19 protein-coding genes and 1 pseudogene are annotated in these 21,122 nt (G+C 53.7%); 12 read left to right on the top strand and 8 right to left on the bottom strand.

The genetic code is table 11. The annotated features are described in order from the left end of the window. Positions 1 to 6 precede the first annotated feature (6 nt). Positions 7 to 441, top strand: a complete 435-nt coding sequence (locus tag ACWFTY_RS15500; RefSeq protein WP_447525077.1) for an acyl-CoA thioesterase — start codon at positions 7 to 9, stop codon at positions 439 to 441. Between the two features lie 97 nt (positions 442 to 538). Here the strand turns inward: ACWFTY_RS15500 and ACWFTY_RS15505 are convergent, their stop codons facing one another. The 6 genes from ACWFTY_RS15505 to ACWFTY_RS15530 form a co-directional block, all read right to left on the bottom strand. Continuing rightward, entirely contained in the window at positions 539 to 1,363 is an 825-nt protein-coding gene (locus ACWFTY_RS15505) for a crotonase/enoyl-CoA hydratase family protein (RefSeq protein ID WP_447525078.1), read from the bottom strand. 34 nt (positions 1,364 to 1,397) lie between these two features. After that, positions 1,398 to 2,021: a DsbA family protein gene (locus ACWFTY_RS15510; protein ID WP_447525079.1), complete on the bottom strand. Its 624-nt coding sequence runs from the start codon at positions 2,019 to 2,021 to the stop codon at positions 1,398 to 1,400. A 163-nt stretch (positions 2,022 to 2,184) separates the two neighbouring features. Continuing rightward, the gene (locus ACWFTY_RS15515; protein WP_447525080.1) at positions 2,185 to 2,874 is read right to left on the bottom strand and encodes a glutathione binding-like protein; all 690 of its coding nucleotides are present in this window, start codon (positions 2,872 to 2,874) and stop codon (positions 2,185 to 2,187) included. Continuing rightward, positions 2,871 to 4,082 carry an LL-diaminopimelate aminotransferase gene (locus tag ACWFTY_RS15520; protein WP_447525081.1) on the bottom strand — a complete coding sequence of 404 codons (1,212 nt, stop codon included), beginning with the start codon at positions 4,080 to 4,082 and terminating at the stop codon, positions 2,871 to 2,873. Before ACWFTY_RS15520 ends, ACWFTY_RS15515 begins: the two co-directional genes overlap by 4 nt. Positions 4,083 to 4,252: 170 nt before the next feature. Next, positions 4,253 to 5,887, bottom strand: a complete 1,635-nt coding sequence (locus tag ACWFTY_RS15525) for an alkaline phosphatase D family protein (RefSeq protein WP_447525082.1) — start codon at positions 5,885 to 5,887, stop codon at positions 4,253 to 4,255. Between the two features lie 4 nt (positions 5,888 to 5,891). Then, on the bottom strand, positions 5,892 to 7,064 hold the full coding sequence (locus ACWFTY_RS15530) for a DUF3667 domain-containing protein (RefSeq protein ID WP_447525083.1): 1,173 nt from the start codon (positions 7,062 to 7,064) through the stop codon (positions 5,892 to 5,894). 104 nt (positions 7,065 to 7,168) lie between these two features. Here ACWFTY_RS15530 and ACWFTY_RS15535 point away from each other — a divergent pair, with 104 nt between their 5' ends. From ACWFTY_RS15535 to ACWFTY_RS15570, 8 genes and pseudogenes are all read left to right on the top strand, one after another. Then, positions 7,169 to 7,615, top strand: coding sequence for an ExbD/TolR family protein (locus ACWFTY_RS15535; RefSeq protein ID WP_447525084.1), 447 nt, complete (start codon positions 7,169 to 7,171; stop codon positions 7,613 to 7,615). Positions 7,616 to 7,922: 307 nt separating this feature from the next. Next, positions 7,923 to 9,398, top strand: a pseudogene (locus ACWFTY_RS15540) (MASE1 domain-containing protein); the annotation flags it as partial. Between the two features lie 147 nt (positions 9,399 to 9,545). After that, positions 9,546 to 10,415, top strand: a complete 870-nt coding sequence (locus ACWFTY_RS15545; protein ID WP_447526915.1) for an ATP-binding protein — start codon at positions 9,546 to 9,548, stop codon at positions 10,413 to 10,415. Positions 10,416 to 10,617: 202 nt separating this feature from the next. Beyond that, positions 10,618 to 11,142, top strand: coding sequence for a YbjN domain-containing protein (locus tag ACWFTY_RS15550; protein ID WP_447525085.1), 525 nt, complete (start codon positions 10,618 to 10,620; stop codon positions 11,140 to 11,142). Positions 11,143 to 11,506: 364 nt separating this feature from the next. Continuing rightward, the gene (locus tag ACWFTY_RS15555; RefSeq protein ID WP_447525086.1) at positions 11,507 to 12,118 is read left to right on the top strand and encodes a phage tail protein; all 612 of its coding nucleotides are present in this window, start codon (positions 11,507 to 11,509) and stop codon (positions 12,116 to 12,118) included. Between the two features lie 52 nt (positions 12,119 to 12,170). Further along, the gene (locus tag ACWFTY_RS15560; protein WP_447525087.1) at positions 12,171 to 12,782 is read left to right on the top strand and encodes a phage tail protein; all 612 of its coding nucleotides are present in this window, start codon (positions 12,171 to 12,173) and stop codon (positions 12,780 to 12,782) included. A gap of 166 nt (positions 12,783 to 12,948) precedes the next feature. Further along, a complete protein-coding gene (locus ACWFTY_RS15565; protein ID WP_447525088.1) occupies positions 12,949 to 13,764 on the top strand; it encodes an SDR family oxidoreductase in 816 nt (271 codons plus the stop codon). 81 nt (positions 13,765 to 13,845) lie between these two features. Continuing rightward, positions 13,846 to 15,387 carry a nitrilase-related carbon-nitrogen hydrolase gene (locus ACWFTY_RS15570; protein ID WP_447525089.1) on the top strand — a complete coding sequence of 514 codons (1,542 nt, stop codon included), beginning with the start codon at positions 13,846 to 13,848 and terminating at the stop codon, positions 15,385 to 15,387. 45 nt (positions 15,388 to 15,432) lie between these two features. Here the strand turns inward: ACWFTY_RS15570 and ACWFTY_RS15575 are convergent, their stop codons facing one another. Further along, the gene (locus tag ACWFTY_RS15575) at positions 15,433 to 17,169 is read right to left on the bottom strand and encodes an ABC transporter ATP-binding protein (RefSeq protein ID WP_447525090.1); all 1,737 of its coding nucleotides are present in this window, start codon (positions 17,167 to 17,169) and stop codon (positions 15,433 to 15,435) included. 206 nt (positions 17,170 to 17,375) lie between these two features. Then, positions 17,376 to 18,425 carry a nucleotidyltransferase family protein gene (locus ACWFTY_RS15580; protein WP_447525091.1) on the bottom strand — a complete coding sequence of 350 codons (1,050 nt, stop codon included), beginning with the start codon at positions 18,423 to 18,425 and terminating at the stop codon, positions 17,376 to 17,378. A gap of 302 nt (positions 18,426 to 18,727) precedes the next feature. On the opposite strand from ACWFTY_RS15580, the gene ACWFTY_RS15585 reads away from it, so the two are divergent. The 3 genes from ACWFTY_RS15585 to ACWFTY_RS15595 are packed head-to-tail and all read left to right on the top strand — an operon-like array spanning position 18,728 to position 21,120. Continuing rightward, complete coding sequence (locus ACWFTY_RS15585) at positions 18,728 to 19,117, top strand: SxtJ family membrane protein (protein ID WP_447525092.1); 390 nt, start codon at positions 18,728 to 18,730, stop codon at positions 19,115 to 19,117. 8 nt (positions 19,118 to 19,125) lie between these two features. Then, positions 19,126 to 19,275: a DUF5989 family protein gene (locus ACWFTY_RS15590; protein WP_447525093.1), complete on the top strand. Its 150-nt coding sequence runs from the start codon at positions 19,126 to 19,128 to the stop codon at positions 19,273 to 19,275. 6 nt (positions 19,276 to 19,281) lie between these two features. Continuing rightward, positions 19,282 to 21,120 (top strand): carbamoyltransferase family protein, encoded by a 1,839-nt coding sequence (locus tag ACWFTY_RS15595; RefSeq protein WP_447525094.1) that lies wholly within the window; start codon positions 19,282 to 19,284, stop codon positions 21,118 to 21,120. Positions 21,121 to 21,122: the final 2 nt, after the last annotated feature.

Here is a 21,122-nt window from a genome sequence, read left to right on the forward strand (position 1 = left end):
AGCAATATGGCCCGCCCTGAACCATGGCAATTGCTTGCCGAAAATTATCCCGTATCCGTCGTCATGCAGACACGCTTTCAGGATATTGATCCCAACCGGCATCTCAACAATGTCGCCTTTGCGGCAATGTTCGAGAATGCGAGGGTTCGGCTGAACCGTGCGCTAAGGCCTTGGGGCGACCGCCCCAGGAACGAGCGGAGTATGGTCGCCGCGGTGACGATCAACTATCTCCGCGAAGGCCATTATCCCGATGACGTCGAAGTCAGCTCCGGCGTCAGCAGGATCGGCATATCAAGCTATGTGATCGCGCAGGCCATGTTCCAGAACGGTCACTGTATCGCCACCTGCGATTCCATCATCGTCTGCCGCACCGATGGCGAAGGCAAGCCGCTGCGTCAGGCAGTGGTTGATGAGCTCGAGAAGATGCGAACCACTTGCTGACTTCGCGTCAGCCTTGCCGTTCGGGCAAAATCTTTGGAAGCATTGGAAGGTCCTTCGGCAAGCTCAGGACGAACGGCGCTAATCCGAAAGCAGCGAATTAGTCCGTGAAATTAGCTTTCCGTTTCTGCATGAACGCCATGACCGCTTCCACTTGATTGGGTGTGCGGCTGACCTTGTCCTGACCGACCGATTCCATCATCAGTATTTCGTCTTCGTTCATATCGGGCAGCTTGTTGATCAGGTCTTTGGCGATCTGCACCGCTTGCGGATGTTTGCTTGCGATCTCGTCGGCGATTTCCATGGCTTTCGCGTGCGGATCGTCGGACAAATGGGTAACAAAGCCCAGATCCTTGCCTTCTTCGCCGGTAAAAATGCGGTTGGTATAGGTGAGTTCCCGCAAGATATCGTCGCGAACAAAGCTGCGCCAGGTGGTGTAGCTTCCCATATCCGGAATCAGACCCCAGCGCATTTCCATGATCGACATTTTCGCATCCGGCGCGACCACACGAATGTCGGCGGCGCTGGCAAATTGCAGACCGCCGCCAATGCACGGACCGTGGATGGCGGCAATAACTGGCGCTTTCAGCTTCCGCCAAAGCAACACAATATGCTGATATTTATTGGCGTTGCCAAAGGTTCGCTCGGTCAGGGTGTTGGCGAGTGGTGACTTGTCGCCATCCTTGCCTGGCTCAGAGGCAGCAGCGGCCGACGCCGCAAAGCTACCCATGTCAAGGCCGGCGCAGAAAGCCTTGCCTTCACCGGAAAGAACGATGGCACGAATGCCCTCCATCGCTGCCAGCTTTTCGCCGGCTTCGACGATTGCATCAATCTGCTCCGCATCGAGCGCGTTCATCTTCTCCGGCCGGTTGAACCGGACGTCGGCGATATGATCTTTGACGGTGATAGTAACGCGTTCTGACATGGCGAGGCTCCGGTTTTCTCGATTCGAAGGGCAGTTATGAACCTTGTTTAATCGCCCAGTTAACCAGCGGCAACTGGTCATTGCCGAAATACATTCTTTCGCCCTCTCCAAAAGGTACGAAAATGCTGGGGGACCCATAAGCACCGCGGGCAATGGCCTCTTCGGTATTGGCGCGTAGTCGGTCCTTGATCTCCTGCTCCTGCGTCCGCGCAGCCAGCGCGGCACCGTCCAGGCCGACCTCATTGGCAATCGCTATCAACACTTCCGGGTTGTCCAGATTACGCTGCTCCCCATAATAGGCGTCGAACGCAGCGGTAGCGAACTTGTGCAATGCCGCCTGATCATCCTCCAGCGCACAACAGACCCGCATCGCATGCACCGACTTTACCGGATGATGTTCGCTCGGAAAATTCATCGGTAGCCCGGCCAGTTTTGCCCAGTCCTTGAGCACGCGAAAACTGTGGACGAATTTGCGATTATCCGGATTTTCCCGCGCCGCATAGACATCCTGATTGACCGCGTTGAACACGCCGCCGACAAGAAACGGTTTCCAGATGATTGCGGCGCCATTGTCCTTGATGATTGGCTGAATATTGTGGAATGCGAGACACGTCCATGGGGAGGAGAGGTCGAAATAGAATTCTACTGTTAGTGGCATGTATTAATCCTTCCTGTGCCCCGGCGAAGGCCGGGAGTCCATCTCCTGAATCATCACTAACAAGCATCGGTCATGTTCGGCGCTGCACGCAAGATCAAATTCCTTGGCTAACACCGGATGCCGACGCAATTCCAGGAGATGGGCACCCGCCTGCGCAGGTGCACTATTCCTTCAGCCCGAACAATGTCTTGCGTGTCTGCGCATCATCCTGCGGGTTGCGATTGATCTTGTCGCGACCGACGGCCATCCCGCGCCGCAATCCTTCGCGCTGCTTCAGCGTCTCGTACCAGCGCTTCACATGGGGGAACTCGTCGAGATCGATTTCCTGACGTTTGTAGGTCTGCACCCAGGGAAAGCAGGACATATCGGCGATGCTGTAATCTTCACCGGCAAGATAGTCATGATCCGCCAGCCGCCGATCCATTACCCCGAACAGCCGTAACACTTCCCTGCGATAGCGTTCGGTGGCATATTCGATCCGTTCCGGTGAATAGAGTTTGAAATGGCCGTGCTGCCCCATCATCGGACCCAGCCCGCCCATCTGCCACATCAGCCATTCGGTCGCGGCAATCTGTCCGCGCAGGTCATGCGGCAAAAATTGCTCCGCTTTGTCTGCAAGGTAGAGCAGGATCGCACCGGTTTCGAAGACGGAGACAGGTTCCCCGCCATCGGCAGGATCATGGTCGACAATCGCTGGGATCCGGTTGTTCGGGCTTATAGCGAGAAAATCCGGCTCGAACTGCTGCCCTGCCCCGATGTTCACCCATTTGATATCATAGTCGAGCCCGCTCTCCTCGAGCATGACCGAGATTTTCCACCCGTTCGGTGTCGGAGCAAAATAGAGATCGATCAAATCGCTTCGCTCTGTCCCGGCGTATTCACACCCATTTTCTGGAGATATTTCTTCACGTTGCGCGCCGCCTGACGAATGCGTTGCTCATTCTCGACCATCGCAATCCGGACAAAGCCCTCGCCGTCCTCGCCATAGCCAACACCGGGCGCGACCGCGACACCGGCTTGGGTCAGCAACTGCTTGGAAAATTCGAGACTGCCCATATGCGCGAGCTGCGGCGGCAAGGGAGCCCAGGCGAACATCGATGCGGCCGGTGGCGGGATTTCCCAGCCTGCCCGACCAAAGCTTTCCACCAGCACATCGCGCCGTTTGTGATAGAGTTCACGGTTCTTGGCGACCTGATCCTGCGGACCATTGAGCGCCGCACAGGCAGCTGCCTGGATCGGGGTAAAGCCGCCGTAATCAATATAGCTCTTCACCCGGGTCAGGGCTCCGATCAGCGTCTTGTTGCCGACCGCGAAACCGACCCGCCAGCCGGCCATGGAATAAGTCTTGCTGAGCGAGGTAAATTCTACCGCGACATCTTTCGCGCCCGGCACTTGCAAAATCGAAGGCGTCGGATTGCCGTCGTAATAGAGTTCGGAATAAGCGAGATCGGACAATAGCCAGACCTTGTTTTCCTTCGCCCAGGCTACCAGCCGCTCGTAGAAGGCGAGATCGACGACTTCGGCGGTCGGGTTAGACGGATAGTTGACCACGAGAAGCGTCGGGCGCGGCACGGTAAAGGCCATCGCCCGTTCCAGCGATTCCCAATAATGTTCATCGGGCGTTGTCGGCACGCTGCGGATGGTCGCTCCGGCAATGATGAAGCCGAACGTATGGATAGGGTAGCTCGGATTGGGCGCAAGGATGCAATCGCCTGGCGCTGTAATCGCCGTCGCCAGACTGGCCAGGCCTTCCTTCGACCCGAGTGTTACGACCACCTCCGTTTCGGGATCTAGATCCACGCCAAAGCGGCGGCCATAATAATTGGCTTGTGCCTTACGCAGACCGGGAATTCCTTTGGATGCGGAATAGCCGTGCGCATCGGGTTTCTGCGCCACTTCGCACAGCTTGTCGATGACATGCTGCGGCGGTGGCAGATCGGGATTGCCCATACCGAGATCGATAATGTCTTCGCCGGCCGCTCGCGCCGCTGCCCGCATGTTATTGACTTCAGCAATCACATAGGGTGGCAGGCGCTTAATGCGGTAAAACTCTTCGGACATTATGGATCGTTTCTTGCGTTAAATGTTAAAGGGCCCCTGCTTTGCGTAATTTTATCATCAATGTCGAGGGCTAGCAGGTGGTTTCCGCAATTTGTGCACAACACCTGCCGTGGAGTGCTGATAGCAATCGGCCCCGCTCTCCATCGGCAGTGCCTATAAGCACCAGTCGATTACGCTTGAAGCCGATTCACCCCTCGGAAAACCGTCTGGCTCTTGCTGCCAGTCATTACAATGGACTTCGCCCGGATCGTATCCAGGAAATGCCAGGTCGAAGTCGCTTTTTGAGGGGTAAGCGCCACGGTCATATAGCCGCGATGCTCGGTGTCTGCCCATTGCAGTTGTTTGTTGGCCCCGACGACGGCCTTGGCGACCAGATCGGGATTGACGCCTTTGGTATAGGCTTCAAAGCCCGGCGAGCTGACGCTATGGCCAGCGAATTCCACGCCGGCGGCGCCATCCTGGGTCTCGAGGTCGAACGCCCAGGCATTGTGACTGTCACCCGACAGGACGATCAAATCTGCATCAGCCTGTTGCGCGGCAGCCAGCGAGCGGGCGCGAGCCTGAGGATAGCCGTCCCAGCTGTCAAAATTGATCGGCAGTCCGATTTTTGCTGCCAATGCACCCACCGCTACACGTGCCTGCGCTATAGGAGGAGCATCTTCGGGCACCCAGTTTTTCGCGTCCTGTGGCAGCACCAGCTCGCCCATCACGCACTGCTGTGACCAGACCTGCCACTTGGTTCCAGAAGCTTTGGATTTCTGCAGCGCATCGCCGAACCATTGCTCCTGAACGGAGCCCAGCATCGAACGCGTTGGGTCCTGCCAGACATCATCGCGAAACGCCGTGAGCGCCGCTGCGACATCTTGCTTCCCCTCGATCGATTCCGCCAGATCTACCGGCTTGTCACGGCCGCCAATCCGGCTTTCGGTAAAGAACAGGGTCGCCAGATCACCGATCTGATATTCCCGCCAGCGCGGGTTGCCGAACTTCATATCCCGAACCGGCATCCACTCCCGATAGACGCGCTCAGCAACGCGCTTGCGTACCTCCCAGTCACCTTCGCTTGCATCATGATTTTGCGCACCGTCCTTATAGGCATCATTGGCAAATTCATGATCGTCCCACGACGGGATCATCGGCAATACCTGATGGATGCGTTGCAGGTCGGGATCGCTGCGGTAGGCGGCATAGCGCAAGCGGTAATCGGCAAGCTGGACCATTTCATGGGCGGGATCAATCACCCGACCGGCCACTGTTTCTTCTTTCGACGGATAGGTTCCGATCGGATATTCGTAGAGATAATCGCCAGTATGAATGATCAGATCAAGATCGCGATTTTGCGCGGCGTGGGCATAAGCATTAAAATAACCGAAGGGCATGTTGGAACATCCGACAACACCGATATTGAACTTTTGCACCGGGCCCTGCGGCAAAGTCCGGGTCCGGCCGACCACGGATTTCGTGCCGTTAGGTCCGATGAAGCGAAAGAAATACCATTGGTTGGGGTTGAGGCCTTGCACCGTGATTTTGGCAGTAAAATCCCGCTCGGCTTTTGCCTGCACTTCCCCGACCGTTTTGGCATCGGTGAAATCCGCATTACCCGATATCTCGACGGACAGCTTGGCATCACCACTGCCGACATAGCGGGTCCACAACAGCACCGAGTCCGGCGCAGGTTCACCGCTGGCAACCCCATGGGTAAATCCCTTTGCGCCCATCAGCGACGCCGAAGCCGGCACGCTCAGCGCTCCAAGCCCAAAGGTTCCCAGAGCCATTAACTGGCGGCGATCGATATTCATGGTCATGATTTTATCCCAAAATGCCTAGTGCGAGCAAAATAGCGAAGAATAGAGACAGGCTGATGACAGTGAAGATGAGCAACGCGATCAACCGGAAAAAAGCCTCTACCCGGGTGAGACCATAGGCGTGCCGCAATTGCCTATACATGTGAAATGGCGGGTAGAATATCGCTAGCATCAGCCATATTGATTCCGGCACCCCGACCGCCATCAGTATCGCGCAGGTGATAAACAGGAGAGACATGAAGCTGATCGAATAGGTGGCAAAAACCGCATGATCATAAAAATGATAACCGCGCCTGCCGACAGTTGCCAGCCAGACGAACGGCAGCGAGATTGGAATAAGCAACCAGGCAAATTTATAGCCATTGGCTTTGAGCTTGTAGATCAGCAGATCGGGGTTGCCCTTGATCTTTTTGAACCCGTCGCGGATCCATTTGTCCGCCGCGGACGATCCGGTGCTGACACTACTGCCCTCGGTGAGCGCGGTGCCTTTCTTGATATCTTCCAGACCAGTTTCAATTTGATCCAGATCCCCTTCGGTGAAATTGCCGACGGGATCGCCATCGCTCAGATTGACATCCGGATAAGGCGTTTTCTCATCGGTGAAGGTCGACATCAAGTTACGGCTCTTTTTCAGGTCCAGAATTTCCTGTTCCAGCCGGACCTTATCGTCCCCCGTTGCTTGCGAGAGTTGCGCGGCTTTCGCCTTTATCTGGCCATCCATCTGCCCGGCCTGAACAACCACCCCCGCGCTGACTTCATCGTCCGCGATGCTGACATCAGCACTGGTAAAGGGATCTCCCAGAAAGGAAAAGACCGCAAACATCATGAAAACGGAAAACAGGAACAGCGCCATTGGCGAGATAAATTTGGCTCGCTCCCCATGAATATAGCGCCGGGTCAGATCACCCGGCTTCCAGACCAGCAAGGGCAAAGTGCGCCAGAATTTGCCCTCGAAATGCAAAACGCCATGCAAGATATCATGCCAGAAAGCGCCGATCGAGCGGTGGACATGCAGCGCCTGGCCGCAATTGCCGCAATAACGACCGGTTACGACCGCAGTGCAATTAAGGCATGTTCCGCCCTTGCCCCCCGATGCGCCGGTGTTTTCATCTTCCACCGCCTTGGCTATCAAGCCGCCTTCGATGGCGGTTCCCATGGCTTCCAGTTCTTCCGACATAAGCCGCAGTTTTGGCCCATTCCGTCAATAAGGCAAGCGGCTTTTTGTAATCCGCCCGATGTTATGCTAGATGTTATATCGTATCATAAATCAGGAGAGAAAAAATGCGCAGCAGGAAGCACTTTCTTCGTCAAAAAGCCGCCACCGTCACTGTGGACAAGCCATTTGCGGAACTCAACATCACGCCGCTGATAGATGTGTTGCTGGTTCTTTTGGTGATGATGATGCTGTCGATCCCCGCTGTCACCCACAAAGTCGCAGTCGATCTGCCAAGCGGAGCTCCGGGAACCAGCGCTCCTATAGTCAACAAACTGTTCCTGAATGCGGCTGGCACGGCGATCTGGAACGGCATACCGATGGACAGCGACCGTTTGCGCGGTCGGCTGGAAATAATGGCGAAGGATCCGGCAAAGCCGCAACTACATTTCGAAAGCGATGCCCGGGCCCGGTACGAACGATTTGATCAACTCGTGGCGATGATCAAACGAGCCGGCGTTGAAGAAGTCGGCTTCGTGGGCAACAGGCAATTCGCAAGTTGGGACAGCCCTTGAAACTTCGATTTACGCCATGATGTGGCGAAAGCATGCAGCGGATCGAAATGACCGGGACGATTTGTCACTGATGCGAATGCCCAATCTGATCGGGTAGTCAGGCATGTTTTTTTAGCCAGCGCCCGGTTTTGGAACCGGACTTGAAAGGTAACCGAAGCGAAAATTCAGCCGATGAGCCAGTTTTTTCTTAGTTAATCAGACTTTGCTCCGTTTACGCTAAGATGGACAAACTAATTATCTTCGGCTGCCTATGACAGCCCGCATAGCCCGGCAGAGGCGCTTCCCTTCTGTGTCGACCATTCTTCTGGTGTCGGCAATTTTCGGATTGCTTGCCTGGGGTGGCGTCAGTCTCACACAAGACGAAAGCAGAATTGCGGTCGTCTGGCTGGCCAATGCCTTTCTGGTAGCCGTCATTCTGCGGTCAGCCAAAAGGCATGTACCTTATTATCTCGCTGGCGCGTTTATCGCGAATATTGCCGCAAATCTCCTGACAGGAGATACGGCGATCCGTGGGACAGCATTGGCCGCCATCAACCAGTTCGAGATGATCCTGATCTGGTTCCTCATGCAACGGCTCGGCGCAGCCAAACCGGACATGCAGAGGATTTGGGACCTGGGCAAATTCTGTCTGGTTGGCGGGCTTGTGGCTCCGCTGGCATCCGGGCTGCTAGCCGGATTGCTATTCTCTGCTGGCACCCTGCAATTATTTTTAATGTCGTGGCTTCAGTGGACCGCGACCAACGGCCTTGGTATGATTTTGCTCGGGCCGGCGGTCATGGTGGCGATAGATGCGATCAAGCCCGCAGACAAGCCAGGTGGTCGGCGAAGCGTGTTGCTGTTTAATGCCAACCGCTGGGAGTGGCTGGCAATTCAGGCATTTACCTTGGTTGCCGCAGCTACAATTTTCTAGCTTCTCAGCTTTCCGGTCTTCTTCCTGGTCGCGCCTTTGGTGCTGCTCAATGCCTTTAGACTGGGGACACCCGGCACCTCGGTTTCCATCGTATTGATTGCTATCGTCGTGGTTATTTGCGCGGCCTTCGAGACTGGTCCATTTTATTCCGTAGACCTAACGTTGACCGCGAAATTGTTCATCCTGCAATTTTTTCTGCTGAGCTGTTTTGCAGTGGGGATGCCCACAGCGGCAATGCTGACCGAGAAGGCGTCGATCCGGCGTTCCCTTAGCGTCCACCGCGAAGTCTCCAACTCCATGCTGGAAAATATGACCGAGGTTCTCTTTCGGACAAATAGCGATCTGCAGTGGTTGTTTCTGAACCCCGCCTGGCAGAAGCTGACGGGCCGCTCGATCGAAGACAGTTTGGGACGGGATATGGGCGAGATATTTGCTGTCGACGATTTTGAGGCTCTTAAAACACAGCTTGGGCCCGTCCAATCCGGCGCGATCCAGCGCGCTCGATTTGAAGGCTCCATCTCTCATGAAGATGGTTCTATCCTCGCCGTCGAGTTGAGCTTTTCCAGATTGGCTGGAAAGAATGGAAGCTTTCTCGGCATTGTCGGGAGCATCAGAGACATAACCGAACGCAAGCAAATGGAACAAAATCTGGTTGCCGCCAGAGTAGGCGCCGAAGAGGCGGCAGATGCCAAAACGCGCTTTCTTGCCAATATGAGTCACGAAATACGGACGCCGATGAACGGAGTATTGGGGTTCACCCAGTTGCTGCTCGACGCCGATCTCCCTCCGGAGCAGGACAGCCACGCCAAGATGATATTGGATTCCGGCAAAGCCATGATGCGGCTGCTCAACGATATTCTTGATATTTCCAAGGTCGAGGCTGGTCAGGAGAATTGCAACATTGCCCCCATGTCCACGCAGCATGTGCTGCAGAGTTGTGTGTATCTGATGGCCCCGATCGCCGATCAAAAGCGGCTCGATCTCAAGCTCGAAGTTATGGATAATGTACCCGCAATGGTGATGGCAGACGCAAATCATTTGCGTCAGATCGTATTAAATCTTCTGGGCAACGCCATCAAATTCACCAGCAACGGTGCGGTCACGGTTTCGGCCAGCGCCAGCCTGACCGGTGCCGAGACGATCCAAATGCAGGTGATGGTCAAGGATACCGGAATCGGCATCCCATCCAATCGTCTTGAGGCCATATTTTCTCCGTTTGAACAAGCGTATCCGCAAACGTCGACGATGTTCGGAGGAAGCGGCCTGGGATTAACAATCAGCAAACAGCTGGCCTCGCTCATGGGCGGAACGATCGAAGTCGAGAGTATCGAAGGGGAAGGCACCACTTTCTCCATCCAGTTCCCGGCGGGAATAGTATTAGCCCCCTCCGCCAGCACCGGAAAAACAACAGGAACACAACCAATGCCCTCTATAAATAATCCGATCGAGACACCTTTAGCTCAAGCCGATAACGGCAAGATTTTGATCGCCGAAGACCATGACATCAATCAGATCCTGATAGCCGAGATGATCAAGAAGCTCGGTTATCAGCCGGTGCTGGCGGTCAACGGTGAGGACGCCATTGCAAAGGTGGAAGCGGCCGCAGAAGGAAATACGCCTTTTGATCTAGTGCTTATGGATGTTCAAATGCCGGTTATGGACGGCTATGAAGCGACGGAATCTATCCGGAAGAAGGGCTATCCGAAGGAACAGTTACCGATATTGGCAATAACGGCAAATGCATATCCCGAAGATATCGCACGTTGCCTGCAAGCTGGCATGCAGGGTCATATTGCCAAACCGGTAATGTTCGACAATTTGAAAACTTCGCTGCAGAACTGGGCGATGTCGAACCAAACAGCATCGACAGGAAACGGTGCAATCAGTTAATCAGCGCGATACAAAGTACCAATCCACCTTTTCTTCTTCGTAAACCAGCCAGGGCATATCACAGCTTTTTATAGTTGCTCGGTTACCAACAGCTTGGAATAGTTAGACAGACCTATTCCATTCATCAGATCAACAGACTAGGTTCAACCTTGAACCCGTTATAAAGAAGTCGATCAATTCGAATAGAAGATTGGAAATTTGCATGCGGAAAGTCCTGATTTCAACAATATTGGTACTTGGTATTGCAAACATAACACCGCTTGCCGCGCAGCCATTGCCGGATCAAACCATCGATTCAGCAAAAATCCTTCCCCATTTTAATGCGGATACGGTCGATGCAACGCTCAAGACCGTCACCGGCAACCATCTTGCTACCGTCATGCCCTCAGGCGAAAATATCATAACCGCCTTCGCGCCAAATGGCCTGCAATTCACCGTCCATTTTCGTCAATGTAATGAACAGGAACCTGTCCAATGCAAAGCGCTGCAACTTTTGACCAGCTGGAGTCTGGAAGGCCGGGAAGTAGATTTGCAGGATATGATGCCGCAGTTTCAGCGCAGTCATTTATTTGTAAATAGTGGAATATTGGAAGATGGTCGTCCCTATATGACGCGGATCATCGTTGCTGACCAAGGCCTGGCGCAAGGCAATCTTGCAGCAGAAGTCCGTAACTTTATCAGCGATGCTACCGACTTTAACGGTCGATTGACAGCAGCGACCCGCTAAAGCTACCGACAGCAATGGGCTAGCCAGGGCGTTTTCCTTGGAGGTCAATATAGCCAGATGGCGGCACCTTCAGCGCCAGGGCGCCCGTCAGCCAGCGCTTCTTCTATAGAATAAATACGCCGCCAAACAGGGCGCCAAAATCCTCACACTTGTCCGGGCAGCATAGCCCAATATTTGCCAGCGTGATACATACGCTTACAATATCTTAATGTGATAAATCACTGTAAACAATGCGTCTATATTAATGTAAACGCGCTTATATCGATGTAAATATGTATCTCCTATATTTGGAGAATCTTCCAATATACTATATCAACCGCGATGGGGTCGCATTGTTGTCAACAGACTATTGGAGGGGTTAATCATGAAAAGATTGAAACTATTAGCAGCAAGCGCGGTCGCCATAGCATCCACATACACCGTTTCGGCGCCGGCTCATGCACAAGCCGACCCGTTACTCGGTCAAATGATGCTTTTTGGTGGTAATTTCTGCCCACGCGGTTGGGGAGATGCTTCCGGAACGTTGCTTTCCATCAGCCAATATTCGGCATTATTTTCATTGCTGGGCACCATGTATGGCGGTGACGGACGTACCACATTCGCCTTGCCTGATCTGCGCGGTCGCGCGCCAATCAGCATGGGCGCAGGGCCAGGGCTGCCGTCCTATCCCACTCAGGGTGCCAAAGGCGGTTCGACGAGCTTTACGCTGACCAGTGCCACCATGCCAAGCCACACCCATGTCGGCACGATGAGAGCCAGCAATTTGCCGGGAGACACGGCGAATCCGAACGACAATAGCCTGGCAACAACCGCAGGTGAAAATATATACCATACCGGTGCTCCGGCGGTAAACATGGATATCGGCACCGTTATTCTTGGTAATACTGGCGGCAATATCCCGGTTAACAAGCTATCGCCCTATCTGGTGATGCGCTGGTGCGTAGCCATGCAAGGTGTGTTCCCTTCACGCAACTAATACAGAAGGTTTTGATGACCTTATGTTTTTTTCGAGTGAAAGGAAATTCCTCATGAATTTATATAAAACGATCTCGGTCGCCTTGACAATTGGCGGCATATCGCTGGTGTCAACAGCGCCTGCCAATGCCCAAGCGGGCACCCAATATGTTGGACAAGTATCAGCATTTGCTGGCAATTATTGTCCAAGAGGCTGGATGGGGGCGGATGGCACCTTGCTGCCCATCAGTTCACACACCGCTCTGTTTTCGCTATATGGAACATTTTACGGAGGCAACGGAACCAGCACCTTTGCTTTGCCCGATCTTCGCGGACGGCGTCCGGTCAGTGTCGGCAACGGTCCGGGAATTGGCAATTATACCATTGGCGAAAAAGCTGGTTCGGCCGAATTTACGCTGACCACCAATAATTTGCCCAATCATAATCATATCGGTGCGTCGAGAGCGAGCAATATGCCGGGCGACACAGCAAATCCGAATGACAATAGTTTGGCAACAACGGGCGCAGAAAAGATATATCATACCGGATCGCCGGCGGTGAATATGGATGTCGGCACGGTTACCATAAACAACACCGGCGGCAATCAAATGGTCCAAAAGCAGTCACCCTATCTGGTGATCCGCTGGTGCGTCGCAACTGTCGGGATATATCCATCGCGTAACTAGATTGGTTTGGCCCAATGCCGCAGCTACTATGACTTTGCCAGAATTCACTTCCTCCTTACAGGAAGCGAATTCTGGCAAACGCTGCAGGTACGCGCTGCATTATTCGCGCCTGGAATGGTCAAATCGCGATTGCTGATGCGCCGACATCCGATATCGTCTAGCTTCAATGATAGTATACATCTGCGCCTTGGTCCGCCACATTCCCGCTATGGAACTGAAACTCGAAAACAAGAATGTGCTGGTTACGGCCGGCAGCAAGGGCATCGGACTGGCAACCGCGTCGGGATTTCACAAATGCGGCGCGAAGGTCACGATTTGTGGAAGATCGCAGGATGCGCTCGACGCTGCAGCTGCGCAGATGCCGGGATGCCTGGCGCTGACCGGAGATGTATCCAGAGCGGAGGACATTGAACGGGTCGTTGCAGCAGCGGCTCAAGAATTCGGCGGTATCGACATATTGGTGAACAATGCAGGTGGACCGCCGCCCGGCCTGTTTGTCGATCTGTCGGACGAGGACTGGGACAAAGCCGTCGAGTTGACGCTGAAATCCGTCATCCGCGCAACCCGCCTTGTACTGCCACATATGCGAGCCCAGAAATGGGGCCGGATCATCAATATCTCGTCGACCGGCGTGAAGCAGCCTGTTCCCGGACTGACCCTGTCCAATAGCATCCGGATGGCGGTGCTGGGATGGGCCAAGACACTCGCCAATCAGGTGGCGGCTGACAATGTGCTGGTGAATACGGTGTGCCCGGGATTTACACAGACCGATCGCATCGCGCAGATTTTCGAGCAGCAATCCGCAGCCTCCGGCAAGAGCATCGAGGAAATTTCCGCTACCCTGGCCGCGCAAATCCCCATGCAGCGGATCGGCCAGCCCGAAGAGATAGCCAATCTGGCGGTGTTTCTGGGATCGGAAGCTGCCAGCTATATGACGGGAACGTCGATTCAGGTCGATGGGGGCTCGGTACAAGGTTTCTGAAACCAGCATATTCGCGGTCAATTACAGGCGAGGTGCACAACAATTGTTTCCCAAGATTTAAAAGCCCGCTAATGGGCGCGGATGACCGCAGAAAAACCAAAGCTCATCATCCGCATGGCGGAACTGGAAGACGCCAGGAAAATATCGACCCTGTCACGCAAGGTATATGGCAAGGGCGAAGGCTATACTGCGGAGGAAGTGCGCGGCCAGATCAACAATTTTGCTGATGGCCAGCTGGTCGCGGAATATGAAGGCAAGATTGTCGGCCACTGCGCGACCTTCCAGATCTCCGAGAAAACCGCTCGTGCTGCACATAGCTGGGCTGAAATCACCGGCGGCGGTTTTGCCGCGCGGCATGATCCGAACGGCGAGATACTCTACGGCATGGAAGTCAGCGTCGATCCGGATTACCGGCGTCTGCGCATCGGGCTGCGTTTCTACAAGGTCCGCCGCGAGCTTTGCCAGCATCTCGGACTGAAAGGGATCATCTTCGGCGGGCGGCTGCCCGGCTATGCCCGGCGCAAGCGCAAATATCCTGATCCTGCGGATTATCTGGCGGCGGTGGTCGACAAGCAGTTCCGCGACCCGGTGATCAATTTTCAGCTTAATCAGGGCTTTGTCCCTCTGGGGATTTTGAAAGACTATATGCCGACCGACAAGCCTTCCGGCGGTAATGCGGTTCATATGTTCTGGGAAAATCCGCTGGCAGCCGAAGCCAAGCTGGTGACGCAGACGCCGCATGACCGCCTGCCCCAGTCGGTGCGCGTCGCGACCGTGCAATTCCAGATGCGCAAGATTGCCTCGCAGACCGAATTTGAAGAACAGGTCGAATATTTTGTCGATGTCGCAGCCGATTATGGTGCGGACTTCGTGACCTTCCCGGAATTGTTCACGCTGCAATTGCTGTCGCTGGAGGGCGAGAAACTGGATCCGGCGCAGGCGATAGAAAAAATCGCCGAATATACCGACCGGTTCAAGGAAGTGATGGAGAAGCTGGCGGTTTCCTATCATATCAACATCATCGGCGGCTCCCACCCGACGCGCATGGAAAATGGCGATATTCGCAACATATCCTATGTCTTCCTGCGCAACGGCGCAATCTACACGCAGGACAAACTACATCCGACGCCTAGCGAAGTGCGCTGGTGGAATATCAAGGGCGGCTATGGCGCGGAAGCCATTCCGACCGACTGCGGGCCAATCGGCGTGATGATCTGCTATGACAGCGAATTCCCGGAAATGGCGCGCCATCTGGTCGATCAGGGCGCGATGATATTGTTCGTGCCCTTCTGCACCGATGAACGGCGTGGCTATTTGCGGGTGCGCTATTGCTGCCAGGCACGGGCGGTGGAAAACCAGTGCTATGTTGTGATGTCAGGCGTGGTCGGCAACTTGCCCAATGTGGAAAATATGGACATCCACTATGCCGAAAGCGCGATCTTGACGCCATCCGACTTCCCGTTTGCGCGGGACGGCGTCGCGGCAGATACCGCGCCCAATACCGAGACTATCGCTATTGCCGACCTGTCTATGTCCAGCCTGCTGACCAGCCGACAATCGGGCGCTGTGCAGAATCTCAAAGACCGGCGTTTCGATCTCTATCGGGTGCTCTGGAAGGGTTAGGTTCTTTTTGGAGCGATATTCACTGGCGTATCGTTCGCCGGGCCTTTAACCGTTGGTGTCCATGATATCCGCCCATTTCCCGGCTTTTTTGACGCGCCCGTCTTCCAATATGATCAGCTGATCGGAATTTTCCAGCGTTGGGAGCCGGTGACCGATCACGATGACAGTGATGGCATCGTGAAGCTTGTCAATCGTATCGCGGATGCGGGCCTCATTCTCGATATCGAGCGCGCTGGTTGCCTCGTCGAGGATAATGAGTTCCGGCTTCTGGATCATCGCCCTCGCCAAGGCAATCCGCTGTTTTTCGCCACCCGACAGGCGTTGTCCGGCATCGCCGACCACAGTATCAAGCTGTTCGGGCAGGTTGAAAACGAAATCTGCAGATGCAAATTTCAACGCCTTTTGAAGTTCCTCATCCGTGGCATTCTCGTCTGCCCACAAAAGATTATTGCGGATCGTGTCATGAAACAGGAACACATCTTGCGGCATATAGGCGATGGATTTGCGCCAGTTCAGACGATTTTCCTCGTCGAGCAAAACCCCGTCAATCTCGATGGTGCCCGCGTCTGGGGTCAGCAGCCCCATGATCAGATCGGCCAAGGTCGATTTCCCTGATCCCGATGTCCCCATTATTGCAGTGGTTTGCCGGCTCGGGATTTCGATGTCGATGTCACGGAGCGAAGGTATGCCGCGAGTCCTGTAACTGAACGAGACGCCGGACAATTTGATGGACTTGTTAAACTGGATTTTATCGCCCAGATTCTGGGATAACGTTTCTTCCCGCGCGGCACCGGCGTCGCGCATCAAATTCGTATAATTTGACAAGACGGAATCTGAATGGAGGATATTGTTGATCTGGGTCTGAACCTCCCGAATCTGGGGGGATAGCCGCGAAAATATCAGAACCAGAATAAGCAAGGTGGGCAATGTCAGATCGAATGACGTAACCCCGATATAGAGAAGCGTCACCATGAACACAGCGACCAGAATCTGGAAAATAAAGGTCATCGCCGCATTCAGATGGGTGAATTGCAATGACCGTTTGCGCAAGAGGCTGCGGATTTCCAGCATCAGCTGACTCTGGCGGTTCTCGCTTCTTAGAATCTTGATCAGCTTGATCCCGGACAAACCTTCCTCAACCGTCTGCTGCACCTGCCGGTTGGCGATGCTCAAGAGCTTCCCCTGGTCATGGGCAAGCTTATGCTGTCGCCGCATGGCGAAGAACAGGCCGCCGCCCAGAACCATTGCTGCAAGCGTGAGCGGAAAGGAGAGGCTGAAGGCGACTATGATATAGGCTGCGATCGAAAAGGTCGACACGATGAAGCGAACCGAAAACATCAAAGCGCTTCCCAATCGACCGATCTCGGTTACCAGCAGATTGGACATGTCGGACTTTTTCTGGGTTGTCAGCCATTCCCAGCGCGCCTCGAGCATCGCATTGAAACTTTTCGTGCGAAGATCGTCCAGCAACTCCAGCCGGAAACGTTCAGAAACGATCGTTTGGCTATAGTTTATAAGCGCGCGAAGAATATTCAGTGCGAGAAATGTGCTCAAAAGCCCGATAAGGGTGATGGGAATACCGACGAAGGATAGAGCGTCGACAATCATACCGACGACACCCGACGTTTCAGTCTGGGATTTCTGCAGCGCTGCCAGAAGTGGAACCAGGAGCACCAGCCCGATGCTTTGGGTAACGCTCGACAGAACCAAAAGTCCGGCAAAAAGCAGCGAGCGCGACCGCGAAAATCGCCACATCATTTTCAGATAAGTCAGAATCAGCATGATGACCGTTTAGTAGAAGTCCTAAACTAATCAATCGAAAGGCGTCTGTCGCCCTGCCAGCCCTGGCAATTGCCATTCGAGCGCAAAATGGTTCAGTGCCAGGCCGGCTATACTCTGGATCAAAAACCAAAAATGGCGAACCGGTTATGATTTCCGGAACGAAAGTGGCTCTGTTCGAGTCGATTGATTTCGACCAATGATAATTATCATATCCGGACGAATACAGAGTTCAGGAAACGCGCAAGCACGATGTCAATCACACCTATTTTTCCTGAAAACACGATATCCGCAGAGCCCGAGAGTATGAAACTCTTCACCGGCAAAGAAGGTCTGCCATTGGCATTGGCAGTCAGAGTTTCATAGAACAGGGCTGCCATCTCTTTCACCTGTTTGTCTTTTCGATAGGGATTGAGAAGAAGATGCCATTCATCGTCCAGGCTGTCAGGAAAGACTTCTTCGGTCATCAGCAAGCTCGCGGCGACTGCCTTGTCACAGCCATATGATGTCGCGATGTCCATCATTTCCAGTCGAATATGCGCAGGCATATGTCTTGCCATGACTGACAAATCGACCACCCATTTCAATCTCGGCCACATTGCAAGAGCGCCGTGCAAGACAAGATAAAGGCAATAGAAACTGTTTGAAAGCGACGGGATCGCATTGAATTGGACGGATTCGTTAAAAGCAGTTGTCAGAGTTTTCGGTTCAAATTTGAACAATCTATGATGCAATTCTATCGGCACCGAATAGGCCGGATCCACAAAGGTAATGTCCTTGAAACGCTTGAGTTCCATATCCTGACGCGCCAGCTCAGGCTTTTCTCTGCGTTTTAATGTATTGGCCTTGAAGATATATCCTTCCTGATTCATTAGCTCTATGGTTTGCCGAGATTGATCCGTCGGGATGAGGATGTCGACATCTTTAGATTGCCGGGCCGTTGAATCATCGTGCAGCTGCTCCGCCAGCCCTCGCCCCTTCAGAAAAGAGAAAGGGACAGAATGGGTTGTCAGCAAAGTCGATATTTTTTTTTCGGCAGCTTTTTGCCTTAGGCCGGCATATACATTTTGCTGATATGCTGACTTCAATATCGAAGAAGCATTGGCTTCTGCCGTTATACCGGAGCAGCTTTGCCTCGCTATATGTAACAACGGGCCTACCCGATGCCGGCTATCTGCAAAAGTTGCGAGCTCCTCGCTGATCGGTTCGGAACCACTCACCGGCGGTAATGATAGGGCAGGACGCAAATATCTGCTCAAAGATATTAGAAGTGCCTCGCTATTTCCATTCATGGATTACGCTTAGGATGTAACGCCTGCTTAGGCGAGAGCAGAATGGTTCCAGCACCAGATTTTGACTGCGATAGTCAGTTTTCCAGCTTGCTATACGGCAGCGTTGCCGCATGATATGAAGAGAATAGCATAGACTTACTCTTCTGGATTCGAGCCGTTGTGAATTGCGACAGGCAAGCTCCAATCTTCCAATATTAACGATCTGGGTGGTATATATGCAAAACGGGAACTCTCATTCCAGTATCCAACCGCACAAGCCGGACCTAATATTGCCTTCGGACCGAAAATTCGGAACCATATTTTCTGGCCTGTTTGCGCTCGTTGCCATTATTGCTTTTTACAGGGCACAAAGCCTGACCCCGGCAGCATATATTTTCGCGTCGCTCGCGCTGCTCATGATCGGCCTGGCCTGGCTATACCCAAAAGCGTTGCGACCGTTTAACGTGGCATGGATGACGCTTGGCTTGTGGCTCGGTAAAATTGTCAGCCCGATTGTTCTGGGTCTAATCTTCCTACTGGTTTTCACTCCCCTTGCCCTCGTTTTGCGGCTATTCGGACGTGACGAACTATCGTTGAGGGACTCGCCTTCATCGACAACCTATTGGAAACCGCGCAGTCCGGAAGATCTGGACATGCACGGATTCAAGAACCAGTTTTAGGTCCGGACATGGATTTTTTGAAAGAGCTTTGGACGTTTCTGAAGGTACGGAAAAAACTGTGGCTGGTACCAATCATACTGGTGATGGTCATTCTGGGTGGGCTGATGAATCTGGCCCAGGGCTCTGTGATTGCTCCATTTATCTACACGCTATTTTAGCGACACATGTATTCTCTGGGAATATCTGCTTTTTATCACGACAGCGCGGCCTGCCTGCTGAAAGACGGGGTGATTGTAGCTGCAGCGCAGGAAGAGCGCTTTACGCGGATCAAACATGACGACGCTTTCCCGCAAAATGCTATCCGATATTGCCTCGCCGAGGCAGGGATATCACCTTCACAGGTTGATCATGTCACTTTCTATGAAAAACCGTTTTTGAAATTTGAACGGCTTATCGAAACCTATCTGGCCTTCGCGCCGCGTGGATTTAAGAGCTTCGCAGCCTCCATGCCGCTCTGGGTCAAAGACAAATTATTCCAGAAAAAAATGCTGTGTGAAGCTTTGGCCGAGACTCTGACGTCTGAAATTTGCTGGCGGGACAGGCTTTTGTTTTCGGAGCATCATCTCAGCCACGCCGCCAGTGCTTTCTTCCCCTCCCCGTTTGAAGAAGCCGCCATTTTGACGATGGACGGGGTCGGCGAATGGGCCACCAGTTCAGTCGCGATCGGGCGAGGCGCTTCCATCTCGGTCGAAAGGGAAATTCACTTCCCGCATTCGCTGGGCTTACTCTATTCCGCATTCACCAGCTATGCTGGCTTCAAGGTCAATTCGGGGGAGTATAAATTAATGGGTCTCGCGCCTTATGGCGAGCCGAGATTTGCCGAGCTTATAAAATCCACTTTGGTCGACATCAAGGACGACGGCTCTTTCCGGCTGGATATGAAATATTTTTCATATTGCACAGGGATGACCATGACCAACCGGCATTTCCATACCCTGTTTGGCGGGCCGCCGAGCCAGGCGGAAAGCGAACCAAGCCAACGCGACATGGACATTGCAGCCTCTATCCAGTCGGTGACCGAAGAGATCGTCCTCAAAATCTGTACCGAAATCGCTCGTGAGACAGGCCAAAAGAACCTCTGCCTCGCCGGGGGCGTGGCTTTGAACTGTGTAGCCAATGGCAAATTGCGCGAAGCGGATCTCTTTGAAAATATCTGGGTGCAGCCTGCTGCGGGCGACGCCGGCGGCGCGCTGGGTGCCGCTCTCGTCTGTCATCATATGCATTTGCAGAATCCGCGCGCGGTGACGCTGGGGCAGGACAGCATGTCAGGCGCATATCTTGGGCCCGACTTCGCAGATCAAGATGCAGCCTCACGACTGCAAGCCATAGGTGCGAAATTCGAAATCCTGTCGCCGGAAGAGCGGATCACGCGCACGGCGCAGGCGCTGTCAGAGGGCCAATGCATCGGTTGGATGAACGGGCGCATGGAATTTGGTCCGAGAGCCTTGGGGGCGCGCAGCATATTGGCTGACCCGCGCCGTCCCGAGATGCAGAAACAGCTCAATCTGAAGGTCAAATTCCGCGAATCCTTTCGCCCCTTCGCCCCCAGTGTGCTGATCGAACACGCTCAGGACTATTTCGATCTGGATGGCGAAAGCCCCTATATGCTGTTTACCGCAGATGTTACGAAAGCGCGGCGGCATAAACCGGAGACGAAAAGCAAGAGCGACTCTGGCCTGGCGAGACTATATGCGAAACGCTCGGATATCCCGGCGGTGACCCATATTGACTATAGCGCCCGCGTCCAGACCGTAGACGCACGATCCAACCCGGATTTCCATGCCCTTTTGTCTGCCTTCCATGATTTGACCGACTGTCCTGTCCTGATCAACACCTCTTTCAATGTGCGCGGTGAACCGATCGTCTGCACTCCCGAAGATGCGTTCTACTGTTTGATGGGCACGGGGCTGGACATGCTGGTAATCGGCAATCTTGTTCTGACCAAAGATCAGCAAAACAAGGCGCTAGTGAGCGACTATAAAGACAGATACGAGCTTGACTGAAT

This window comes from Parasphingorhabdus sp. NYA22 (genome assembly GCF_976973735.1).

Coding starts and splice junctions, on each gene's coding strand:
- ACWFTY_RS15500 (WP_447525077.1), top strand. CDS start 7: ATGGCCCGCCCTGAACCATGGCAATTGCTTGCCGAAAATTATCCCGTA.
- ACWFTY_RS15505 (WP_447525078.1), bottom strand. CDS start 1,363: ATGTCAGAACGCGTTACTATCACCGTCAAAGATCATATCGCCGACGTC.
- ACWFTY_RS15510 (WP_447525079.1), bottom strand. CDS start 2,021: ATGCCACTAACAGTAGAATTCTATTTCGACCTCTCCTCCCCATGGACG.
- ACWFTY_RS15520 (WP_447525081.1), bottom strand. CDS start 4,082: ATGTCCGAAGAGTTTTACCGCATTAAGCGCCTGCCACCCTATGTGATT.
- ACWFTY_RS15525 (WP_447525082.1), bottom strand. CDS start 5,887: ATGACCATGAATATCGATCGCCGCCAGTTAATGGCTCTGGGAACCTTT.
- ACWFTY_RS15530 (WP_447525083.1), bottom strand. CDS start 7,064: ATGTCGGAAGAACTGGAAGCCATGGGAACCGCCATCGAAGGCGGCTTG.
- ACWFTY_RS15535 (WP_447525084.1), top strand. CDS start 7,169: ATGCGCAGCAGGAAGCACTTTCTTCGTCAAAAAGCCGCCACCGTCACT.
- ACWFTY_RS15545 (WP_447526915.1), top strand. CDS start 9,546: ATGGCAGACGCAAATCATTTGCGTCAGATCGTATTAAATCTTCTGGGC.
- ACWFTY_RS15550 (WP_447525085.1), top strand. CDS start 10,618: ATGCGGAAAGTCCTGATTTCAACAATATTGGTACTTGGTATTGCAAAC.
- ACWFTY_RS15555 (WP_447525086.1), top strand. CDS start 11,507: ATGAAAAGATTGAAACTATTAGCAGCAAGCGCGGTCGCCATAGCATCC.
- ACWFTY_RS15560 (WP_447525087.1), top strand. CDS start 12,171: ATGAATTTATATAAAACGATCTCGGTCGCCTTGACAATTGGCGGCATA.
- ACWFTY_RS15565 (WP_447525088.1), top strand. CDS start 12,949: ATGATAGTATACATCTGCGCCTTGGTCCGCCACATTCCCGCTATGGAA.
- ACWFTY_RS15570 (WP_447525089.1), top strand. CDS start 13,846: ATGACCGCAGAAAAACCAAAGCTCATCATCCGCATGGCGGAACTGGAA.
- ACWFTY_RS15575 (WP_447525090.1), bottom strand. CDS start 17,169: ATGCTGATTCTGACTTATCTGAAAATGATGTGGCGATTTTCGCGGTCG.
- ACWFTY_RS15590 (WP_447525093.1), top strand. CDS start 19,126: ATGGATTTTTTGAAAGAGCTTTGGACGTTTCTGAAGGTACGGAAAAAA.
- ACWFTY_RS15595 (WP_447525094.1), top strand. CDS start 19,282: ATGTATTCTCTGGGAATATCTGCTTTTTATCACGACAGCGCGGCCTGC.